Annotated in this window: 18 protein-coding genes; 12 read left to right on the top strand and 6 right to left on the bottom strand. The window is 68.8% G+C overall.

The features are described from left to right. Window positions 1–26 precede the first annotated feature (26 nt). Window positions 27–1,004: an aldo/keto reductase gene (locus tag H7J06_RS21105; RefSeq protein WP_264041052.1), complete on the bottom strand. Its 978-nt coding sequence runs from the start codon at window positions 1,002–1,004 to the stop codon at window positions 27–29. 88 nt (window positions 1,005–1,092) lie between these two features. Here H7J06_RS21105 and H7J06_RS21110 point away from each other — a divergent pair, with 88 nt between their 5' ends. Continuing rightward, window positions 1,093–2,139, top strand: coding sequence for an alcohol dehydrogenase catalytic domain-containing protein (locus tag H7J06_RS21110; RefSeq protein ID WP_264041053.1), 1,047 nt, complete (start codon window positions 1,093–1,095; stop codon window positions 2,137–2,139). Here H7J06_RS21110 and H7J06_RS21115 read toward each other — a convergent pair. After that, window positions 2,127–2,579, bottom strand: coding sequence for a hypothetical protein (locus H7J06_RS21115; protein ID WP_264041054.1), 453 nt, complete (start codon window positions 2,577–2,579; stop codon window positions 2,127–2,129). The two genes, H7J06_RS21110 and H7J06_RS21115, sit on opposite strands and share 13 nt — an antisense overlap. A gap of 15 nt (window positions 2,580–2,594) precedes the next feature. Further along, on the bottom strand, window positions 2,595–3,176 hold the full coding sequence (locus tag H7J06_RS21120; RefSeq protein WP_264041055.1) for a TetR/AcrR family transcriptional regulator: 582 nt from the start codon (window positions 3,174–3,176) through the stop codon (window positions 2,595–2,597). Between the two features lie 83 nt (window positions 3,177–3,259). On the opposite strand from H7J06_RS21120, the gene H7J06_RS21125 reads away from it, so the two are divergent. Continuing rightward, window positions 3,260–4,414: a 3-ketosteroid-9-alpha-monooxygenase, oxygenase component gene (locus H7J06_RS21125; RefSeq protein WP_264041056.1), complete on the top strand. Its 1,155-nt coding sequence runs from the start codon at window positions 3,260–3,262 to the stop codon at window positions 4,412–4,414. 102 nt (window positions 4,415–4,516) lie between these two features. Here H7J06_RS21125 and H7J06_RS21130 read toward each other — a convergent pair whose 3' ends face one another. Further along, complete coding sequence (locus tag H7J06_RS21130) at window positions 4,517–5,851, bottom strand: aminotransferase-like domain-containing protein (protein WP_264041058.1); 1,335 nt, start codon at window positions 5,849–5,851, stop codon at window positions 4,517–4,519. 63 nt (window positions 5,852–5,914) lie between these two features. On the opposite strand from H7J06_RS21130, the gene H7J06_RS21135 reads away from it, so the two are divergent. Both H7J06_RS21135 and H7J06_RS21140 read left to right on the top strand, forming a co-directional pair. After that, entirely contained in the window at window positions 5,915–6,532 is a 618-nt protein-coding gene (locus tag H7J06_RS21135; protein ID WP_264041059.1) for a DJ-1/PfpI family protein, read from the top strand. Window positions 6,533–6,545: 13 nt separating this feature from the next. Beyond that, window positions 6,546–7,316: a CDP-diacylglycerol diphosphatase gene (locus H7J06_RS21140; protein WP_264041060.1), complete on the top strand. Its 771-nt coding sequence runs from the start codon at window positions 6,546–6,548 to the stop codon at window positions 7,314–7,316. An 89-nt stretch (window positions 7,317–7,405) separates the two neighbouring features. On the opposite strand, the gene H7J06_RS21145 is transcribed toward H7J06_RS21140, so the two are convergent. Continuing rightward, window positions 7,406–8,902: a potassium/proton antiporter gene (locus tag H7J06_RS21145; RefSeq protein WP_264041061.1), complete on the bottom strand. Its 1,497-nt coding sequence runs from the start codon at window positions 8,900–8,902 to the stop codon at window positions 7,406–7,408. 121 nt (window positions 8,903–9,023) lie between these two features. Here H7J06_RS21145 and H7J06_RS21150 point away from each other — a divergent pair, with 121 nt between their 5' ends. Together H7J06_RS21150 and H7J06_RS21155 are read left to right on the top strand one after the other, a co-directional pair. After that, a complete protein-coding gene (locus tag H7J06_RS21150; RefSeq protein ID WP_264041062.1) occupies window positions 9,024–9,755 on the top strand; it encodes a potassium channel family protein in 732 nt (243 codons plus the stop codon). 65 nt (window positions 9,756–9,820) lie between these two features. Next, window positions 9,821–9,955 carry a hypothetical protein gene (locus H7J06_RS21155; RefSeq protein WP_264041064.1) on the top strand — a complete coding sequence of 45 codons (135 nt, stop codon included), beginning with the start codon at window positions 9,821–9,823 and terminating at the stop codon, window positions 9,953–9,955. 8 nt (window positions 9,956–9,963) lie between these two features. Here the strand turns inward: H7J06_RS21155 and H7J06_RS21160 are convergent, their stop codons facing one another. Next, window positions 9,964–10,548: a TetR/AcrR family transcriptional regulator gene (locus H7J06_RS21160; protein ID WP_264041066.1), complete on the bottom strand. Its 585-nt coding sequence runs from the start codon at window positions 10,546–10,548 to the stop codon at window positions 9,964–9,966. Between the two features lie 207 nt (window positions 10,549–10,755). Between H7J06_RS21160 and H7J06_RS21165 the strand changes: the two genes are divergently transcribed. The 6 genes from H7J06_RS21165 to H7J06_RS21190 are packed head-to-tail and all read left to right on the top strand — an operon-like array spanning window position 10,756 to window position 16,696. Then, complete coding sequence (locus H7J06_RS21165) at window positions 10,756–11,433, top strand: HAD family hydrolase (protein ID WP_264041067.1); 678 nt, start codon at window positions 10,756–10,758, stop codon at window positions 11,431–11,433. Between the two features lie 43 nt (window positions 11,434–11,476). Next, entirely contained in the window at window positions 11,477–12,700 is a 1,224-nt protein-coding gene (locus H7J06_RS21170; protein ID WP_264041068.1) for a sedoheptulose 7-phosphate cyclase, read from the top strand. Then, window positions 12,697–13,542, top strand: coding sequence for an O-methyltransferase (locus H7J06_RS21175; RefSeq protein WP_264041069.1), 846 nt, complete (start codon window positions 12,697–12,699; stop codon window positions 13,540–13,542). Before H7J06_RS21170 ends, H7J06_RS21175 begins: the two co-directional genes overlap by 4 nt. Then, the gene (locus tag H7J06_RS21180; protein ID WP_264041070.1) at window positions 13,539–14,897 is read left to right on the top strand and encodes an ATP-grasp domain-containing protein; all 1,359 of its coding nucleotides are present in this window, start codon (window positions 13,539–13,541) and stop codon (window positions 14,895–14,897) included. Before H7J06_RS21175 ends, H7J06_RS21180 begins: the two co-directional genes overlap by 4 nt. Beyond that, on the top strand, window positions 14,898–15,944 hold the full coding sequence (locus H7J06_RS21185; RefSeq protein WP_264041071.1) for a D-alanine--D-alanine ligase family protein: 1,047 nt from the start codon (window positions 14,898–14,900) through the stop codon (window positions 15,942–15,944). It begins immediately after the preceding gene. Then, window positions 15,923–16,696 (top strand): TauD/TfdA dioxygenase family protein, encoded by a 774-nt coding sequence (locus H7J06_RS21190; protein ID WP_264041072.1) that lies wholly within the window; start codon window positions 15,923–15,925, stop codon window positions 16,694–16,696. The genes H7J06_RS21185 and H7J06_RS21190 overlap by 22 nt, the downstream gene beginning before the upstream one ends. Window positions 16,697–16,722 lie beyond the last annotated feature (26 nt).

Raw genomic sequence — 16,722 nt, forward strand, 5'->3', positions numbered from 1 at the left:
CTCGTCCAGGGTACGGAGCGGGCGACTCAGCGGTCGATCATCTTCATCTGCTGCTCGTTGTGGTGCTCGCCCACCGCGGGGGACACCTCGGTCAACTTTCGAAGCTGCTCCGCCGTCAGCTCGACGCCGTCGGCGGCGACGTTCTCCTCGAGCCGCGACACGCGCTTGGTGCCGGGGATGGGCGCGATGTCGTCGCCCTGGGCCAGCAGCCAGGCCAGTGCGACCTGAGCCGGGGTGGCGCCGACGTCGGCCGCGATGGCCTTCACCTCGGCGACCGCGCGCAGGTTCTGTTCGAAGTTCTCGCATACGAAGCGGGGGTTGGTCTTGCGGTTGTCGGAGTCGTCGAAGTCGGCAGTCGACGTGATCTGTCCGGTGAGGAAGCCGCGCCCCAGCGGCGAGTACGCGACGAACCCAATCCCGAGTTCGCGCAGGAGCGGCAGCACGTCGGGCTCCGGGTCGCGGGTCCACAGTGAGTACTCCGACTGCAGCGCGGTGATCGGGTGCACGGCGTGCGCACGGCGGATGTTGTCGACGCCGGCCTCGGACAGCCCGATGTGCCGGATCTTGCCCTCGGACACCAGCTCGGCCAGTGCGCCGACGGTGTCCTCGATCGGTGTCGCCGGGTCGACGCGGTGCTGGTAGTACAGGTCGATCCGGTCGGTGTCGAGCCGTCGAAGCGAGCCCTCCACGGCGGTGCGGATGTTCGCCGGAGTGCTGTCGAGATGGCCGGGACCCTCGCCCGCGTGCGAGACCATGCCGAACTTGGTGGCGAGCACCACGTCGTCGCGGCGACCCTTGACGGCCCGGCCCACCAGTTCCTCGTTGACGTACGGGCCGTAGATCTCGGCGGAGTCGACGAGGGTGACACCGAGGTCGAGGGCCCGCTGAATCGTGCGGATGGACTCCTCGTCGTCGGTGCCCGCCCCCGTGTAGGCGAACGACATGCCCATGGCGCCCAGGCCGATGCGGGCGACGTCCAGATCTCCGAGCGTGATGTGCTTCATGCGATCGACGTTACGACCGGACGACTCCGGGTGGGAGGGTCTGTCATTACCCGCCTCGGGACGCTGCCCCGCCGGTAGCGTCTGCCCGATGCGCAACGTCGTCATCACCGGTCCCGGCGCCGTCGAGCTCCGCGACGCCCCAGACCCGGTTCCGCCCGGAGCCGACGGAGCGGTGGTCGGGGTGGAGGCGACGGCGATCTGCGGATCCGATTTGCACTTCTACGACGGCGATCTGCCGGTCGGCGACGGGGTGGCCGTCGGTCACGAATTCATCGGCACCGTCCTGGAAGTCGGGCCGGAGGTGTCCAACGTGCGGGTCGGCGACCGCGTGCTCGCGGCATCGGTCACCGGCTGCGGAAAGTGCGCCGGGTGTGCAACGGGCAACCCCGTCACGTGTGTGCACGGCATGCAGATCTTCGGCTCCGGCGTGCTGGGTGGGGGGCAGGCCACCGCAGTCGCGGTGCCCAACGCCAACTTTCAGCTCCTCCCGATTCCCGAGGGGGTCGACGACGAGGCCGCGCTGTTGCTGACGGACAACCTCTCGACCGGGTGGATCGGAGCGAAGAAGGCCGACATCCCGCCGGGTGGGACGGTCGTCGTCATCGGCCTCGGCGCCGTCGGACTCTGCGCGGTGCGTGCGGCGTTCGCCCAGGGGGCGGGCACCGTCCTGGCCGCCGATCCGGTGGCGGGCCGCCGCGCGTTGGCGGTGGATTCGGGGGCCACGGCGCTTGAGGGGCCGACCGTCGCGGCGGTGCTCGAGCGCACCGGCGGTCGCGGGGCCGACAGCGTGATCGACACCGTCGCGCTGAACGCCACCCTCGACGACGCCCTGGCGTGCGTGCGTGCCGACGGCACGGTGTCGGTCCTCGGCGTGCACGACCTCGACCCCTACCCGCTGCCGATCCTGATGGCGCTGATCCGCAACCTCACCCTGCGCATGACGACCGCCCCCATCCAGCAGACGTGGGTGGACCTGCTTCCGCTGGTGACGGGTGGGCAGCTGCGCACCGACGGCATCTTCACGCACCGGTTCCCGTTGACCGAGGCGGCCGACGCCTACGCCGCGGTGGCGGCGCGCAGCCCGGAGTGCGTGAAGGTGATCCTCGACCCGGGCCGTAGCCCTCAACCGGCGTAGAGCACCTCGTCGAACGGCCAGGCGTCGGCGAGCCATTGCCGAACCGCTTGGCGCAGAACGGGATCGAGGTCGGCGACGTCGGCGCGAACCCACGACCGCACGTCCACCACGCCGGGCCGCGGTCCGGGATCGAGGTAGAGACATCCGATGACGTCGCCGTCCTCGGGCCGCAGCACGGTGTACGCGAACGCCACCCGCCGCTCGAATTCGTCGTCGTGGCGGACGAGGTCGACCAGGTTGGCCTCGGCCGAGAGGCCGCCGTCCGGCGGCCAGTCCCGGCGCTGAAACCCGGGAGTGGCCCGAATGTGCTCGATGCTGGTGGTCCAGGCGTTCAGATCGGCAGTGTTGTGCTGCGGGCCAAGGGGTTCGAGGCGAAACCGCGGCGCGCGAAGCTCGCGCGGCACCTCGAAGTCGTCCGGTACCAACGGCTGCGGGGTCATCGACGCACTCTAGCGTCACACCAGCCGGGGAGCGGTGGCCGTCAGCATTGCCGCGAGCATGTGCACGATCTCCTCGGGATCGCCGGGATCCGTGCCGTCCTGTGCCGCCCGCTCGTGCTCCGCGGCGAGCGCGAACATCGCGGTGGCGACCGCGGCGACGCGGCGGTGACGTGTCCTGCGGTCGCCGCCGGGCACCGCGTGCGAGAGCGCATCGAGCACCCTCGGCCAGGCGGTCTCGGCGGAATTCATTGGCTCCGTGCGCAGTCGGGGTCCGACCACCTGCACGAAGCGCGCGTAGTGCGTGCTCTCCAGGCGCAGCAGCGGCAGGACGAGCACCCGCATCAGCGCGTGCGCGTCGGCGTCGGCGTCGAGCTCCCCGAGCATGCGTTCGCGTTCCAGCTCCATGGGCAGCAGACGACGCGCCACCACGGCGTCGACGAGGTCCTGTCTGCTGCGGAAGTGGTAGTTGACCGCCGAGTTGTTGCGCTGGCCGGCCGCCTTGGCGATGTCGCGCAGCGGTACCTCGAACCCGTGCTCGGCGATCAGCCGCTCGGCGGCGTCGAGCAGCGCGTCCTTCGACCGGGTTCCACGATCCACGGGCTGATCCTAGACTTTCCTCGACATGGATTAAGCGGATGTGCTTAACTCGGTCATCGGCCAGCCCGCCGGAAGGATGCACGATGACTGCTGTCGACCACCCCCGCGAGAGCGGCGTCCGCGAGATCGACGCCGGCACACCCATGACTCGGTTCGCGAGGGGGTGGCACTGTCTCGGCCTGGCCGACTCGTTCCGCGACGGCGCACCGCACGGCGTCGACGCGTTCGGCACGCGCCTGGTCGTCTTCGCCGACCCCGAGGGCCAGCTCCACGCGCTCGACGGATACTGCCGGCACATGGGTGGGGACCTGTCGATGGGAACGATCAAGGGCGACACCGTGGCGTGTCCGTTTCACGACTGGCGCTGGCAGGGCTCGACCGGCCGATGCGTCGAGGTGCCCTATGCCCGCCGCACCCCACGGCTGGCACGCACGCGAAAGTGGTCGTGCCAGGAGGTGAACGGTCAGCTCCTGGTGTGGCACGACCCCGAGGGGTCGACGCCGCCCGCCGAGCTGACTCCGCCGACCATCGACGGCTACGACGAGGGCAAGTGGTCGCCGTGGACGTGGAACACGATCTTCATCGAGGGCTCGCACTGCCGGGAGATCGTCGACAACAACGTCGACATGGCCCACTTCTTCTACATTCACCGGGCGTACCCGACGTACTTCAAGAACGTGATCGAGGGTCAGACCGCCAGCCAGTTCATGGAGTCCAAGGCGCGTCCCGACACCACGGAGAACTACGACAATCTCTGGGAGGGAACGAATCTGAGGTCGGAGGCCACCTACTTCGGGCCCGCCTACATGATCAACTGGCTGCACAACGACGTCGCGCCGGACTTCACCCTCGAGGTGGCGCTGATCAACTGCCACTACCCGGTCACGCAGAATTCCTTCGTCCTGCAGTACGGCGTCGCCGTCCAGAAGATCGACGGCCTGCCCGAGGACAAGGCGGCGCGGCTCGCCGCGACGCTGAGCAAGAACTTCGGCGAGGGCTTCCTCGACGACGTGGAGGTGTGGAAGCACAAGACGCGCATCGACAACCCGCTGCTGACCGAGGAGGACGGCGCGGTGTACCAGCACCGGCGCTGGTACGAGCAGTTCTACGTCGACGTCGCCGACGTCACCGACGACATGGTCGACCGGTTCGAACTGGAGGTCGACACCACCCACGCCTACGGTGTGTGGCAGCAGGAAGTCCAGGAAAACCTCTCGCGCCGAGACGCGTTGGCGTAGGTCGGTCCCGTTCGGGCACGACCACCGGGATGACCCGATCGGTCGTGCTCTGGTAGTCGACGTAGTGCGGCGAGGCGGTGGTCATCGCGGCTCTCGTCTCGATCAGAGGTTGGCGTGGTCGTCGACGACCCGTGCGACCGTGCCGACGGCGCCGCGCAGTACGTCGAAGTCGGTCGAGCCCAAGGCCAGGCGAAGCGCCTGCGGCACGTGGCCTACGGCGAACGGCTCGGCGGTGGACACCGACACCCGCTGGTGTGCCAGGTCGGCCACGACCCGGTCCGCGCGCACGTCCTCGGGCAGGGGAAGCCACAGGAAGTACGACGCCGGATGGCCGACCACCGGCAGGCCCGCCAGCACGTCGCGCGCGATCGTCTGTCTGGCCCGCGCGTCGGCGCGCTTGGCGGTCTCGAGCCGCGCGACGGTACCGTCGTCCAGCCAGCGACAGGCGATCGCCGTCATCACCGCGGGCGTGTTCCAGGTGGTGGCACGGATCGCCCGCTCCAGCACCGGCATGAATTCCGTTGGTGCCGCGACGAATCCGACACGAAGTCCGGTGGCGACGCTCTTGGAGAGACCGGTCACGTGGACGGTGAGTTCCGGGGCCCGCGCGGCGAGCGATGCCGGCGGACGGTCGGCGAGATAGGCGTAGGCGGCGTCTTCGACGATGAGGAGGCCGTGTCGCCGCGCGATGCCGACCAGGCGGTCGCGGTGGGCGTCGGTCGTCACCCACCCCAGCGGGTTGTGCAGGGTGGGCATCGCGTACACCGCACGGACGCGCCGGGTGGCGCACAGACGGTCGAGGGCGTCCAGGTCGGTGCCGTCGCCGCCGGCGGGCAGCGGTGCCAGTTCGAGCCGAAGGGTCTCGGCGAGGACCTTGAACCCCGGATAGGTCACGGCGTCCACCGCGACGACGTCACCCGGTTGCAGCAGGGCCATGACGGTGACAGCCAAGCCATGCTGCGACCCGTTGACCAGCAGAACCCGGTTGGCGCTCACCGGCAACCCGTGCTTCTCGAGATATCCTGCCGCCGAGGCTCTTTCGTGCGACCTGCCCCCGTGGGGCTGGTAGCGCAGGAGGGCGGCCAGGTCACCCCCTGAAGCGAGGTCGCGCAACGCCCGTCGCAGGAGCTCGGGTTGGCCAGGCAGCGACGGGTAGTTGAAGTTCAGGTCGGCCACGTCGGCGCCGAGCGCCTGCTGGTCGACGCCGTGACCGGGGGACAGGGTGGTGTCGCGGACGAAGGTGCCGCGACCGCGCTCGCCGCTGACCAGCCCCATGGCCTCGAGTTCGGCGTAGACGCGCGAGGCGGTGACGACGGCGAGCTCCTCGGCGGCGGCCAGTTTCCGGTGGGTCGGCAGGCGGGTGCCCGACGGCAGCCGGCCCGACCGAATGTCGGCGGCCATCGCGTCGACCACACCCTTGTATCTCGACGGCGCCACCCCGAGATTGTATGCATGACAATTCTTTGATTGTCACGCTCGCCGGACCATACGATCGCCGCCATGCACATCGCCATCCTCACCTTCGACGGCTTCAACGAACTCGACTCGCTGATCGCACTCGGCGTCCTCAACCGCGTGACGCAGCCCGGCTGGCGCGTGTCCATCGCCAGCCCCACCCCGCGGGTGCGCTCGATGAACGGCGTCGTCGTGGACGCCATGGCCACCGTCGAGGAGGCCTGCACCGCCGACGCCGTGATCGTCGGCAGCGGAATGCGGACCCGCGAGGTCGTCGAGGACCACGCCCTGATGGCCCGGCTGCGCCTGGACCCGGCACGTCAACTGCTGGCAGGGCAGTGCTCGGGAACCCTGGTGCTGGCCAAACTCGGACTGCTCGACGGGGTTCCGGCGTGCACGGATCTGACGACGAAGCCGTGGGTGCGGGAAGCCGGCGTGGAGGTCCTGCACCAACCGTTCTTCGCCAGGGGCGACGTCGCCACCGCGGGCGGCTGTCTCGCGTCGCCCTACCTCGCCGCGTGGCTCATCGCCCGGCTGGTCGACGTCGAGGCGGCCGAGAGTGCGTTGCACTACGTGGCGCCGGTAGGGGAGAAGGACGACTACGTGCGGCGGGCCATGCGCAACGTCGGGCCCTACCTCGTTCGACCCGCGGCGGCCGTCTGACAAGATCGCAGGCGTGCGAACCGGACTGATGGTGGTGGTGTCGCTCGTCGTCGCGCTGGCGACCTCGGCAACCGTTCACGCCGACCCGAGCGCGCTGTGGAACATCGTGAACGGCCAGTGCGTCCCGAATCAGCTCGCCCACGACGACCCCGCACCGTGCGCGAGCGTCGACCTCGCGGCGGGCTCCGCGGTGCTCAAGGACCTCGTCGGCGCCACGCAGTTCCTGCTGATCCCCACCGAACGTTCCTCTGGCATAGACGATCCGGCAATCCTCGCGCCCACGGCGCCAAACTACTTCGCGGCGGCGTGGCGGGCGAGGTCCTTCGTCGACGAGCGGGCGGGCGCCCGACTCCCGCGGCAGTGGATGAGTCTGGCCATCAACTCGGCCTACGCGCGGTCGCAGGATCAGCTGCACATCCACGTCGACTGCGTGCGCCCCGACGTGCACGACGCGCTGACCCGGTACGGCAGTGCGGTCGGTCCGGGGTGGGCGCCATTCCCCGTCGAGCTGGCCGGGCATCGGTACGACGCCATGTCGATCGCCGGCGACGACCTGGGGTCGGCCAATCCGTTCGACCTCCTGGCCGACGGGGTGGCGGGCGCGCGCGGCGACATGGCCTCTCGCACCCTGGTGGTGGTGGGCTCGGTGGACGCGAACGGGCAGCCTGGTTTCGTGGTCCTCACCGACCGGGCCGACGCCGCGACCGGCAACGAGGCCGCGGGAGAAGAGTTGCAGGATCACGACTTCTGCCCACGCCTGGCGGCGACGCTGCCGGGCAAGTAGCGCTTACCGGTCGAATTCTCGCGTGCTCGACTCTGCGGTCCCCGTGGCTGCCTCTCGCACTTTTGCGCAGTGGTCGCAGAGTCGGCGCGCTAGTCCGGCTCGCCGTACTCGTCGAACCAGTACGCGAGCTTCCCTCGGCGGCTGACCGCACGGAGCCTGCGCTCGGCCGAGGCGCGGGTCTTGGTGGTGGTGACGATCAGCAGCTCGTCGCCGGCTTCGATGCGGGTGTCGGGCAGGGGGACGAACGTGTGGCCGTCCCGGATGATCAGCGTGATCACGCTGGGGTCGGGCAGCCGAAGCTCGAGGACGGTGACGTCATGCAGCCGGGAGGTGGGCCGCACGGTCAGCGTCAGCAGCTCCGCCTCGAGCACGTCCAGCGGCGCGGACTCGACGTAGATCTCCCGTGGCGAATCGCGCGGGATCAGCCGCAGCGCATGCGCCAGCGGGCGCAGGCTGGGCCCCTGCACCAGGGTGAAGACCAACACCAGAACGAACACGACGTTGAGCAGGCGGTTGCTGTCGGGCACCCCGGCCACGATCGGGAACGTGGCCAACACGATCGGCACCGCGCCGCGCAGACCCGCAAAGGACAGGAAGACCTTCTCGCGCAGCGGGACCTTGAACCCGGCCAGTGACCCCACCACCGACAGCGGCCGCGCGACGAGGAGCAGCACCAGGCCGACGACGATCGCGGGCACGAGGTCCGCGGCGAGCTCGCTGGGGTCGACCAGCAGGCCAAGGAGGACGAAGAGGCCGATCTGTGCCAGCCAGCCCAGGCCCTCCGCGAAGGACCGCGTCGCCGACCGGTGCGGCAGCCCGGAGTTGGCCAGGACCACTGCAGCGAGGTAGGCGGCGATGAAGCCGGAGGCGTGCACGGAGCCCGCCGCGGCGAACGCGACGATGCCGATCCCGAACGTCCCGATGGGGTAGAGGCCGGACGCGGGCAGGGCGACCCGTCGCAGCAGCAGCGCCCCGAGGTAGCCGAAGCCCAGCCCGATTCCCGTGCCGGCCAGCAACTCGTACACCAGGTCGCCGACGGCGCTCTCCGGATCGAAGACGAAGGGTACGGCGCTGAACATCAGCACGAAGATGACGGCGGGCGCGTCGTTGAAGCCCGATTCGGCCTCGAGTAGACCCGCCACCCGTCGGGGCAGCGGCAGTACCCGCAGCACCGAGAACACCGCCGCGGCGTCGGTGGACGACACGATGGCGCCGAGGAGGAGCGCTAGCTGCCAGTCCATGCCGAGCAGCAGATGCGCTCCAGCGGCGGTGACCACCAAGCTGATCACCACGCCGAGCGTGGCGAGTGCACCCGCGGGCGCGATGACCGTGCGGATGTCGGAGAACCGCGTCGTCAGGCCGCCCTCGACCAGGATGACGGCCAGGGCGGCGGTGCCGATGTTGCGGGCCAGCTCGACGTCGTCGAACTGCAAGCCGAGGCCGTCTTCGCCGATCGCGACGCCGACCAGCAGGAACAGCAGCAGGCTGGGAAAGCCGACCCGGGTGGCCACTCGGGTACCGACGATGCTGGCGAGCAACACGAAGCCGCCGATCAGCAACGCCAGGTACAACTCGTGCAGGCTCAATGGTTCCCGTTCGGACGTGGGCGGACGTGGCGGTTCGGACCGATGCGAGGGCCGGAGTGTGCGGTCAGTATTTCAGTAGGACGCCCGGTCGTCGTGCGTGCTGGCGACGCCACGGCCGAGGATGGACGAAGATGGACGGGTGGCGGGGGAGCGAAGGACACGCATTGGGATCGCCGGCGCGGGAAACGTCGGTCGCTCGGTGGCGCAGGAACTCCTCGACAACGGTCACAAGGTGCTGCTGATCGAACGCGAGCGCCGCAAGTTCGAACCGCACGTCGTGCCGGACGCCGACTGGTTGTTCGCCGACGCCTGCGAGGTGACGACGTTGGAGGAGGCGGGCGCCGAGACCTGCGACGTCCTCATCGCGGCGACCGGTGACGACAAGGCCAACCTCGTCGTCGGGCTGTTGGCCAAGTCCGAATTCGGCGTGCCGCGGGTCGTCGCCCGCATCAACGAGATCCGCAACGAGTGGTTGTTCACCCAGGCCTGGGGGATCGACGTGGCCGTCTCGACGCCCGGTGCGATGGTGGCGGGCGTCGAGGGCGCCATCGACGTCGGGCACCTGGTGCGGTTGATGGGCCTACGCGAAGGTCAAGCAGATCTGGCGAAACTCACTCTGCCACAAGACAACCCGCTGGTCGGCCAACGCATCGGAGATCTGGACCTGCCCGAGAACACCGCCATGGTGACCCTGGTCCGCGACGGCAGCGTGCACGTGCCGACGCCCGAGGAGGTGCTGCAGGCAGGTGACGAGATGCTGTTCGTCTCCGACAAGTCCGTCGAGAGTTCGATGCGCGCGGCGATCCACGGCGCCGAGCCGATTCGGGCGTTGAAGGACCTCTACGGGTTCTAGCCCGGCGGTTCCGCCGTCGTGGCCGCGCCGGATGCCTAGGCTGGAGCCAAGTCTAGGAGGGCCCGTTGACTGTCGTCGTCGTCATCTCGATCGCACTGCTCCTCGGGGCGGGCCTGGTGGTCAGCCAACTCGTCCGCCTCAAGGAGTGGCTCGGCAAGGCGCCGCCACCCGACCCCGGTCCCACCGAACCGCCCGGGTAGTCCGCGACTCAGCCAGCCGAACGCTGGCGGCCGTTCAGCACGACGTCGACGGCCGCCTCGATGACCGCGTCCTCGGGCACCGTTCCGAACATGATGGCCGGGCACGCGACGACACCGGTGAGCATGGAGACCGCGGCGTCCAGCGCGGCGCCGGAGAAGAGCTCACCGAGCATCTCGTACATCTGGTGCTGGCCGTCGGTGTTCACCCTCTGACGGATGCGCGCCATCTGCTCCTCCGACGCCCACTCGGCCATCCCGGACAGCACCCGGTCCAGTCGCATGTCCAGCACGCCGGCGCGAAACACGTGGAGCTCCCCGATCAGGTCGTCGCGTAGGACACCCGTGCGCTCGTGGTGTGGCATGTCGCCGATGCTCTCGATCGCCATGGCGATCAGGTCGACCCGCGCAGGCCAATGGGTGTACAGGGTGGTCTTGGAGTAGCCGGCGACCTCGGCGACGCGCGCGTGGGTCACCGCGTCGGAGCCATCCGTGGTGAGTACCTCGAGCGCGGCGCGCGCGACGTCGGCACGCGTGCGCGACACCCGGGCGTCCTCACCGGTGTCGCCTGCCTTGCTCCCGTCGCCGGATGCCATCGGAGTCCGTCACTTTCTCTGTGTCGCTGGCCGCCGAAATTGACGGACCTGAACGAGAAGTTAACTGATGCACTCCCAATCCAGTATTGGTCTGCTCTTCCACTATTGAACGTTTAGATCATTAGTGTACTGGGAATTTGTTATCTCGACGGCCGGCGCTACCTGACGGCGCCGCGTCGACCTACTTCGACAGGTAAAGGGAAGCCCATGTCAACGATCCTCTTCGGCTCCATCAGTACCCTCGCCGACACCTCAGAGCTCCAGCGTCGGGCGTTCAACGACGCCTTCGAGGCCTACGGCCTGGACTGGGAGTGGTCGCGCGACGACTACGCCTCGATGTTGGGCTCCAATGGCGGCGCGGACCGCATCGCGCAGTACGCGGCCTCTCGCGGGCTCGACGTGGACGCCGCGGCGGTACACGCCAAGAAGTCGGAGATCTTCCAGAACCTCCTCGGCTCGTCGTCGGTCTCGCCGCGGCCCGGCGTGGTCGACGTGGTCGAGGAAGCCAAGCGCGGCGGACACGAGATCGGGTTCGTCACCACGACCTCGCAGGGCAACATCGACGCGCTGCTGGCGGCCCTGCAACCGCACATCAGCGCCGAGATGTTCGACCTGATCGTCAACCGGGACTCGGTGTCCAGCCCCAAGCCGAACCCGGAGGTCTACGAGCTCGCCCTCAAGACCCTCGGTGCCGACGCGGGTAACGCCGTCGCGATCGAGGACAACGTCGGCGGAGTCAGCGCGGCGACCGCGGCGGGCATCACGTGCATCGCCTTCCCGAACGAGAACACCGCGGGCGGGGACTTCAGCGCCGCCGACGAGACCGTCGACTCCCTGGACGCCACGAAGATCTTCGGGCTGACCGCCCCGGATTCGCGGTCCTGAGCCACATCCCGATCCCGTCCACCCCTCGACACGGAGGAACACGATGAGCAACATGCAAGCCACGGTGACGGTGAGCGACCGGACCTTTCACGTCAAGGGCTACGAGAAGATCGAGTACGACCTGGTCTACGTCGACGGCGTATTCGCCGTCGACAATCCGGAGCTGGCAGACAGCTATCGTCAGTACGGCCGCGCATTGATGGTCGTCGACGAGTCGGTGCACGAGATCTACGGTGACGCGATTCAGACGTACTTCGACCACTACGGCATCGCGTTGACGGTCGTCCCCGTGCAGATCCGCGAGACGGCCAAGTCGCTGGAGACCTTCGAGATGATCGTCGGTCGCTTCGACGAATTCGGGCTCGTCCGAACCGAACCCGTCCTGGTCGTCGGGGGCGGGCTGACCACCGACGTGGCCGGATTCGCCTGTGCGAGCTACCGGCGCAACACCCCGTACATCCGTATTCCGACCACGCTGATCGGGCTCATCGACGCCAGTGTGTCGATCAAGGTGGCCGTCAACTACGGCAAGCACAAGAACCGCCTGGGCGCCTACCACGCGTCCCAAAAGGTGTTGCTGGACTTCTCGTTCCTGAAGACCCTGCCGGAGGACCAGGTTCGCAACGGCATGGCGGAGCTGATCAAGATCGCCGTCGTCGGCAACGCCGAGATATTCGGCCTGTTGGAGACGTACGGCCCCGAACTGCTCGCCACCCGGTTCGGGTACCTCGACGGCACCGCCGAATTGCGCGAGGCCGCCGACCGAGTGACCCACCAGGCCATCGCCACGATGCTCGAACTCGAGGCCCCCAACCTCCACGAGATCGACCTCGACCGTGTGATCGCCTTCGGTCACACCTGGAGTCCGACACTGGAACTCACCCCGCCGGTGCCGTTCTTCCACGGGCACGCCATCAACGTCGACATGGCCCTGTCGACGACACTCGCCGAGCAGCGCGGCCACCTGTCGGTCGAGGACCGGGACCGGGTGCTGGGTGTGATGAGCGGGCTCGGGTTGTCGCTGGATAGCAAGTACCTGACCCCCGAGCTCCTGGAGCAGGCGACGGCGTCGATCCTCAAGACCCGCGACGGTCTGCTGCGAGCGGCGATTCCCACCCCGATCGGTCGGTGCAGCTTCCTCAACGACCTCACCGTTGCCGAACTCGCCGACGCGTTGACGCTGCACAAGAAGATCTGCCTCGACTACCCGCGAGGCGGCGAGGGCGTCGACGTGTTCACCCTGGCCGACCCGCGTGACGAGTCGTGAACGACGCTGCGGTGCTTGACGACAACGCCGCGTCGACGGCTCGGCCGGTGACGCCGTCGACGATCCTGGCCCAAGAGCTCGGCGACGTGTGCCGTCAGCTCGCCGCGGCCGGCGGGGTCGACGCTGCGGTGCTGGACCGGTTGCAGCGGGCTCGTGACCTGGCGGCAGGGCTGGACCCGTACCTGGACCAGTGCACCACCCCGGAGTCACCGGCGCTGACTGAATTGGCCCGTCGGACCCGCGGCACCGACTGGGCCGCGCCGGACGCCGGTGGCGGCCGGCTGGAGCAGGAGATGCTCTCCGGCCACGTGGAGGGGCAGGTGCTGAAGTTCCTCCTGCACCTCGCCGACGCCAGGAGGGTGCTGGAGATCGGCATGTTCACCGGGTACTCGGCGCTGGCGATGGCCGAGGCGTTGCCCGACGACGGTGTCGTGGTCGCCTGCGAAATCGACTCCGACGTCGCACGATTCGCCCAGGAGTGCTTCGACCGGTCACCGGCGGGTCACAAGATCACCGTCGAGGTCGGGCCGGCGATCGACTCGCTGCGACGGCTGGCTGCCCAGTCGCCGACGCCGCGCTTCGACTTCGTGTTCGTCGACGCCGACAAGTCGGGGTATCTCGACTACGTGGAGTTCCTCCTGGCCGGCGACCCGCTCTCACCGCGGGCCGTCATCGCCGTCGACAACACGTTGATGCAGGGCCAGCCCTACGGCGACACGGACCTCACGGTCAACGGGGCGGCCATCGCGAGCTTCAACGCCGCCCTCACCTACGATTCGCGGGTCGAGCAGGTGTTGATACCGCTGAGGGACGGACTGACCCTCATCCGGCGGACGCCGTGACGTCGCTGCTGGACGCGGGAACGCCGGGCACGGACTCGGCGTCGGCGAGCCTGAGGTCGGCCAACGTCGGCAAGACCGTGGCCGCCTTCGGCGCACTGCTGCTCACGTTGCCCGTCGACCTCGCGCTGACCGCGGTGGCCCTGGCCATGCGACGACGAGACCCGTTGGCGCACAGTGCCGACGGGCCGCGGCGGACGGTACTCATCAGCGGCGGCAGGATGACCAAGGCGCTGCAACTGGCGAGGTCGTTTCACTCGGCCGGACATCGGGTGGTGCTCGTCGAGTCGGCGAAGTACCGGTTCACCGGGCACCGATTCTCCCGCGCCGTCGACGCGTTCCATTGCGTGCCCGAACCTACCGCGCCCGGATACGCAGAGGCCTTGCGGGACGTCGCCGTCGTCGAACGCGCCGACGTCTTCGTGCCCGTGTCCAGTCCCGCCGGCAGCGTCCACGACGCGCGCGCCGGCGAGCTGGTTCGCCACTTCTGCGACGTCGTGCACGTCGACTCCGCCACCGTCCGCACGCTCGACGACAAGACCGAATTCTCCAGCACCGCTGCGTCACTCGGCTTGCGGGTACCGGACTTCCGGCGCATCACCGATCCTCAGCAGGTGGTGGACTTCGAGTTCCCGCCCGGGCGCACCTACATCCTGAAGCGCATCGCCTACAACCCCGTCGGCCGGATGGACCTGACGCCGCTGTCGGCGCGGACACCCGAGCGCAACGCGGCCTTCGCGCGTTCGCTGCCCATCTCCGCCGACGACCCGTGGATCCTCCAGGAATTCGTCGAGGGCCAGGAGTACTGCACGCACGGCACCGTCCGTGACGGTCGGCTGCAGGTGTACGGCTGCTGCGAGTCGTCGGCGTTCCAGATCAACTACGCACACGTCGAGAAGCCCGAGATCCGTTCGTGGGTAGAAGAATTCGTGGGGGCCCTTGGCCTGACGGGTCAGGCCTCCTTCGACTTCATCGAGGCGGCCGACGGGCATGCCTACGCGATCGAGTGCAACCCTCGCACGCACTCGGCCATCACGATGTTCTACGACCATCCCCAGGTCGCCTCGGCCTACCTCGACCAGGGTCACCCCGTCATCACGCCGCGACCCGGTGCTCGGCCCACCTACTGGATCTACCACGAGATCTGGCGGCTGCTGACCCAGCCCAACCGGGTGGCCCGGCTCGCGACCATCCGCAGCGGCACCGATGCCATCTTTGCGTGGTGGGATCCGCTGCCGTTCCTCGCTGTTCACCATCTGCAGATCCCGTCGCTGCTGGTGGCCAACCTCCGGGCCCGGCGCGGCTGGAGCCGGATCGACTTCAACATCGGCAAGCTCGTCGAACCCGGGGGCGACTGAATGAGGCGCACGGTCCTGCAGCTCGTCGGTTCCGCGGTCGACGACTTCCTCGCCGATCTGTCCCGGCTGTATGCGGGCGCGTGCATCGAGGCGCTCGCGGGGGACGATCGATACGAGATGCGGGTGGCCTACGTGTCGCCGGATGGATTCTGGCGCTTCCCCACTGGCCTCGACGCCGACTCTCTGGCCGCGGCCGACCCGATGACGCTCGCCGAGGCCGTCGGTCACCTGCAGACCGCGGGCGTCGACGTGGTCGTGCCCCAGATGTTCTGTCTCCCAGGCATGACCGCCTACCGGGCGCTGTTCGACGTACTCGGCATCCCGTACGTCGGCAACCCGCCGGAGGTGATGGCGATCGCCGCCGACAAGGCCAAGGCGCGGGCGATCGTCGCCGCCGCTGGGGTCGCCGTGCCCACGGGCGAGGTGCTGGCCGCCGGGGAATCGTCGTCGCTGCCGTTACCCGTGGTGGTGAAGCCGGTCGACGCCGACAACTCGGCGGGGGTGACGCTGGTCCGAAGGGCCGGTGAGCTGGACGCCGCGGTCGACCTCGCGTGTTCCCGCGGTCGTGCCGCGCTGGTCGAGTCCTACGTCGAACTCGGTCGAGAAGTGCGGTGCGGCATCGTCGTCCGCAACGGTGAATTGGTCTGCCTCCCCCTGGAGGAGTACGCGGTCAGCGACGCCAAGCCGGTCCGGTTGGGCGACGACAAACTCGACCGCACCGCCGACGGCGATCTCTACCTGGTCGCCAAGGACCCGTCCCGAGCCTGGATCGTGCCGGAGGACGACCCGGTCACCGAACGCGTGTGGGCCGCGGCGCGGCAATGCCACGTCGCACTGGGATGCCGGCACTACAGCCTGTTCGACTTCCGGATCGACCCGGACGGCACCCCGTGGTTCCTGGAGGCCGGGCCCTACTGCTCGTACGCTCCGACGAGCGTGATCGCCGTGATGGCGGCCGCCGCGGGCGTCGACGTCGCGACACTGTTCGCGACCGCACTCACCGAACTCGACGACGAGGGGTCGCCATGCCTACGTACAGCCCGCTGACACCTGTGGGTGTCAGGGTCTCCGACGCGAGGGTCGACGAACTCGACGACGGTGAGATCGACGATCTGCGAACCGCTTTGGCAACCCATGGTGTGGCCGTCATCCCCGGGCAAGACGTCGACGACGAGGTCTTCCTGCGCTTCGTCCGCAGGTTCGGCGAGACGGTGTTCACCGTTGGGGAGACACCCGTGCCCGGCCGACCGGAGCTCAACGTCGTCACCAACGTCGGTCGGACCCGTCCGCCCAGGTCGAACTTCCACACCGACACCAGCTACATCTCGAACCCGCCGGCCTACACGGCACTGCGCGCGGTCTCCGTGCCCGAACGGGGCGGGCAAACCCTGTTCACCAACCAGTACGCGGCCTACGAGACGCTGCCCCGTCACATCCGCGAGTTCCTCGACGGGCGCGCGATCACACACGTCGTCACCGGGGTGACCCCCGACGGACGGCAGGAGTCCGCGGCGACGCACCCGATCTTTCTGGTGCACCCGGTGTCGGGTCGGACCGCGCTGTACCTGTCGACGCCCGAGCGATGTGCGGAGGTGAGCGGGATGTCGCCGCAGGACGCGGCGGCCACCGTGGCGTACCTGTTCGAGCATTCGACGCGCGAGGACAACGTCTACCGGCACGCCTGGTCGCCCGGCGACGTCGTGATGTGGGACAACCGGTGTGTGCTGCACAAGGCAGACCACCACGGCGTGGTCGGCGAACGGGTCCTCCATCGCGGCATGGTGGCCGCCCCGGCCTGACCGGTGAACAGTTCTCCGAAACTGTC

It is taken from the genome of Mycolicibacterium hodleri, from assembly GCF_025822245.1.
GTDB classification, from domain to species: Bacteria; Actinomycetota; Actinomycetes; order Mycobacteriales; family Mycobacteriaceae; genus Mycobacterium; species Mycobacterium hodleri.